Genomic DNA, 4,285 nt, shown 5'->3' with positions numbered 1-4,285 from the left:
CGGCGGCCGAAGGCACAACCAAGGATGATGTCGAACGGGCTTTAAAACCCGCCATTCAGCGCTTTGACATGAAAACCACCCTTGTTGACCAATCGAAAAAGCCGAAGATCATCATCATGGTATCCAAGTTCGACCATGCGCTGTTGCATCTGTTCTACCAGATCAAGGTTGGCTGGCTTGATGCCGATGTTGCTGCGATCGTTTCCAATCATGAGGACAGCCGCCGTTTTGCCGAACACGAGAGCATTCCTTATCACGTGCTGCCGGTCTCCAAGGACAACAAGAGCGAGCAGGAAGAGGCGCTGCTCAAGATCGTCAAGGACACCGGCGCTGACCTTGTTGTCCTGGCCCGCTACATGCAGGTCCTGTCAGACAATTTGTCGAAACGGTTGTTCGGCAAAGTCATCAATATCCACCATTCGTTCTTGCCTAGCTTCAAGGGTGCCAAACCCTATCACCAAGCTTTCGAACGCGGGGTGAAGCTTATTGGCGCGACAGCGCATTATGTGACGCCTGACCTCGATGAGGGTCCCATCATCGAGCAGGAGACCGAACGCGTTACTCACGCCATGAGTGCGGAAGATTTTGTTGCCACTGGCCGGGACATCGAAAGCCGCGTGCTCGCGCGGGCAGTAAAGAAACATCTTGAATCGCGCGTCATGCTCAACGGTCACAAGACGGTTGTATTCGGATAATCGCCTGCGGCTTCACTTGGCTGAAAAGTAGTTGTCTAGATTGGAAACGACACGGTCGGCCATCGCCTTGCGCGTTTCGACCGTGGCACTGCCCATATGCGGCTGCAGCACCACATTATTCAGTGCAAACAGGGCTTCGGGAACGGTCGGTTCGTCCACGAACACGTCGAGGCCGGCGCGTCCAAGTTGTCCCGACTGCAAAAGCTCGACCAGGGCGGTTTCATCGACGACGGTGCCGCGTGCGACATTGACAAAGGTTCCCTCGGGGCCAAGCGCCTGCAGGACCTCGCGCGAAATGACGCCTTTCGTTGCGTCCCCGCCGGGCAAGATTGCGATTAAGGCAGAGCAGCTCCGGGCCATTTCGACCAAATCATTGTAGTGCTCGTATGAGACTTCTTGTTTCTTGCTGCGCGTGTGGTAGACGACGTCGCAACCAAAAGCAGTCAATTTTCTTGCGATGACGCTGCCAATCCGGCCTAGCCCCACCAGTCCGATCTTCTTGCCTTCTATCCCCAGCGCCAAGGGTGGTGTTTCCCCTCTGGCCCAGCGTCCCTCCCGAACAAACCGATCATTTGCAACGATGTCGCGGGTAGCTGCCAACAGAAGTGTGATCGCCATATTTGCCGTGTCTTCGTTAAGAACGTCCGGCGTGTTGGCGATCTGTATCCCCTTGGTCTCCGCGTACGCAATGTCCAGCGAATCGATGCCAACACCAAACGAAGAAACGATCTCAAGTGCAGGCAGCAAATCGATCATATCCGCCTGGAGGCCAGTGAACGTACTCGTGACCGCCGCGCGAAAGCGTTCTGCATTTTGCTGCAGAAAGCCCAGAGCGTCTTTTTCCTCATAGAGCTTTTCAACTGCGTATCGCTTCTCCAACTCCTCCGTTAAGTAGGGCATCAGACGGCCAAGCAAGAGGAGAGGTTGTTTTTCCATCAAATTGCATCCTGTCGAGTGCTTCCAGATCGAGTTAGGACAATAGCTACACTCGGGCATCAAAGACAAACCATTTGCTTATGAAGCACGCCTTTGTCTGTAGTCATTTTGTGAGTTGGCGCTTGCCTTTTGAGATGCATTGGTGTGAAAACCATCGCACCATTGCTGCGGGACAGAACATGATAAAGACAGTTGAAATCGCCGATCTGAAAGAAATCGCCAAGCGGCGCGTACCAAAAATGTTCTTCGACTACGCCGATTCCGGTGCATGGACGGAAAGCACCTATCGCGCGAACGAAGAGGATTTCGGCAAGATCCAGTTGCGCCAGCGTGTTGCGGTCGACATGACGGACCGTACCCTCGAAAGCACGATGGTCGGCCAGAAAGTTTCCATGCCTGTCGCTCTCGCACCAACCGGCTTGACTGGCATGCAGCATGCAAATGGCGAGATGCTGGCGGCCCAGGCGGCCGAAGAATTCGGCGTTCCGTTCACGCTCTCAACAATGAGTATCTGTTCAATCGAAGATGTCGCATCGGTTACAACCAAGCCTTTCTGGTTCCAGCTCTATGTAATGCGCGACCGCGACTTTATCTATAATTTGATCGACCGCGCCAAAGCCGCCAAATGCTCGGCCCTGGTTCTGACGCTTGATCTGCAGATTCTGGGTCAGCGCCACAAGGATTTGCGTAACGGTCTTTCTGCACCCCCGAAATTTACACCGAAACACATCTGGCAAATGGCCACTCGTCCACAATGGTGTCTGGAGATGCTCAGGACCAATCGCCGGACATTCGGCAATATTGTCGGCCACGCGAAAGGCGTGGGCGATTTGTCATCCCTGGCAGTCTGGACTACCGAACAGTTCGATCCGCGCCTTTCCTGGAGCGATGTCACCTGGATAAAAGAACGGTGGGGCGGCAAACTTATCATCAAAGGCATTCTCGATGTCGAAGATGCGAAGATGGCGGCGGCGACTGGTGCCGATGCGATCATCGTATCCAATCATGGTGGCCGCCAGCTTGATGGAGCGCCGTCGTCCATATCGGTTCTTGCAGATATCGTAGACGCCGTTGGCGACAAGATTGAAGTGCACTTCGACGGCGGTATTAGATCTGGACAGGACGTGTTGAAGGCGCTCGCCATCGGAGCCAAGGGCACATATATCGGTCGAGCTTTTCTATATGGTCTGGGTGCCGGTGGAAAAAAAGGCGTCACTGAGGCATTGGAGATCATCCGCAAGGAGCTCGATATTACGATGGCCCTATGCGGCGAGCGCGACGTCAAGGTTCTCGACCGAAACAATCTCTACAAGAGTGGGCTCGAAACAAAACCTCGAATGGCTCAAGTGAAGAAGAAGCAAGCCCGAACAACCAGCGCGTGAAGTCTAAACAACGCTCTTGAAGAAGCCGAGATCCAGCAACTGCTTCGAGTTTTCGAACTTTACGGAGACATCCGAAGTAAGGTTGTCCAGCCTTCCGGCCGTGATTGCCTCAAGCATCGTCTTGTAAGCGCGAGAACCCTTGAAGTATTGCCCGCCTTCTATGGCCTTTTTGACGAATTCTTCCGTTTCACTGAAAAATTTGAAATGCAGCAGTGAGCCGTAGATGGGAGAAAAGTTGCGGTGGAATGGCCATGGCTTATGGATGCTGATGGTAAACGCGATATCATGTTCCACGTAGAGCAGCGGGTATTTCATCAATTCGTCGTAGTGCTCAGGATAGTTCAACAATCTCTCTCTCGGCCCTCCCATCATCGACATGGCCGAGTTGGTGCGGAACAGCCGATAACCTTGCCGGTCGAAGGTGTTGGCGATCTTCCAAGGCATGACGTCCGAGGAGCCGTCGAAGACCGCCGACTTGAGTGAGGCCGATGGATAGAAATCGATCATCGGTGCCGGGCAATGCAGCACTTCCCTTCCTTGTAATCCCGCAATCAGCTCTGGCAGTTTTTTCGTCTCGCACTCGTCATAAATAAAATACTCGTCGCAATCGACATTCATGTACCAGCGCTTGGTTCCATAAATCCGGACCAGAGCCTCACGCCAAAAATTGCCGCCGTTTGCCTGGCGATACCGGACATTCGAACCAAAGAGATCGACATCATGTTCGTCGAGCAGTTTTTCTCGAGTACCATCTGTCGATTGGTCATCCACGCACAAAAATCGCGTTATTCCCAATTTGCGGTAATGTGCGAGGAATGACGGCAGAAACTGAATGCTGTTATGCGTCAGAAAGATGAGTGGTATGTCTTTCGGCCCCAGCGGCCGAGTGTCGTCTTTCCTTAGAGACAATATTTGAACCGGGTCATGACGCTTCTTTACATTGAAGTTGCGCCAACGCGTGAGCAATGACTGGCTTCGGCTGTTCGGGAACGCGGCTGGACTGTCAGGACGGTATGGAAAGGGAATTTCCGGTCTTGGAAACAAGAAAGATTGGTGTCGTTTCAACAGGTGGTTCCGCCTTGAACGAGAGTCAGTTCTTTGGTGAGTGTGACCCTAGGAGGCCGACCGATTAAACTTGCGCGTGTGGAAGGTCAAGTGCAGCCCGATGAGCGCCGGCGCCCGGCATTACTGACGTGAAGGCCGAAATGTGCGCCGCAATTTGGCGGCAATAAGGGGTTTTTCTTTTCCACATTTGGTTTAAAACCCTACCCC

At 53.3% G+C, this 4,285-nt stretch carries 4 protein-coding genes; 2 read left to right on the top strand and 2 right to left on the bottom strand.

Annotated elements, in window-relative coordinates; all coding sequences use genetic code 11:
• Positions 1-695 (top strand): formyltetrahydrofolate deformylase (locus tag ACXJ5O_RS20160; protein ID WP_457301446.1); only part of this gene is annotated, 695 nt, incomplete at its 5' end.
• A 12-nt stretch (positions 696-707) separates the two neighbouring features.
• On the opposite strand, the gene ACXJ5O_RS20155 is transcribed toward ACXJ5O_RS20160, so the two are convergent.
• Positions 708-1,631 carry a 2-hydroxyacid dehydrogenase gene (locus tag ACXJ5O_RS20155; protein WP_457301445.1) on the bottom strand — a complete coding sequence of 308 codons (924 nt, stop codon included), beginning with the start codon at positions 1,629-1,631 and terminating at the stop codon, positions 708-710.
• Between the two features lie 179 nt (positions 1,632-1,810).
• Between ACXJ5O_RS20155 and ACXJ5O_RS20150 the strand changes: the two genes are divergently transcribed.
• On the top strand, positions 1,811-3,013 hold the full coding sequence (locus ACXJ5O_RS20150) for an alpha-hydroxy acid oxidase (RefSeq protein ID WP_457301444.1): 1,203 nt from the start codon (positions 1,811-1,813) through the stop codon (positions 3,011-3,013).
• A gap of 3 nt (positions 3,014-3,016) precedes the next feature.
• Here ACXJ5O_RS20150 and ACXJ5O_RS20145 read toward each other — a convergent pair whose 3' ends face one another.
• On the bottom strand, positions 3,017-3,922 hold the full coding sequence (locus ACXJ5O_RS20145) for a glycosyltransferase family 2 protein (protein ID WP_457301447.1): 906 nt from the start codon (positions 3,920-3,922) through the stop codon (positions 3,017-3,019).
• Positions 3,923-4,285 lie beyond the last annotated feature (363 nt).

This window comes from Phyllobacterium sp. P5_D12, assembly GCF_054049495.1.
Note: the sequence above shows the minus strand (reverse complement) of the source record. Positions and strands in the feature narration are given on the sequence as shown.

What these genes read in the sequence shown, in the direction of transcription:
- ACXJ5O_RS20150 (WP_457301444.1), top strand. Translation starts at nt 1,811, where the DNA reads ATGATAAAGACAGTTGAAATCGCCGATCTGAAAGAAATCGCCAAGCGG.
- ACXJ5O_RS20155 (WP_457301445.1), bottom strand. Translation starts at nt 1,631, where the DNA reads ATGGAAAAACAACCTCTCCTCTTGCTTGGCCGTCTGATGCCCTACTTA.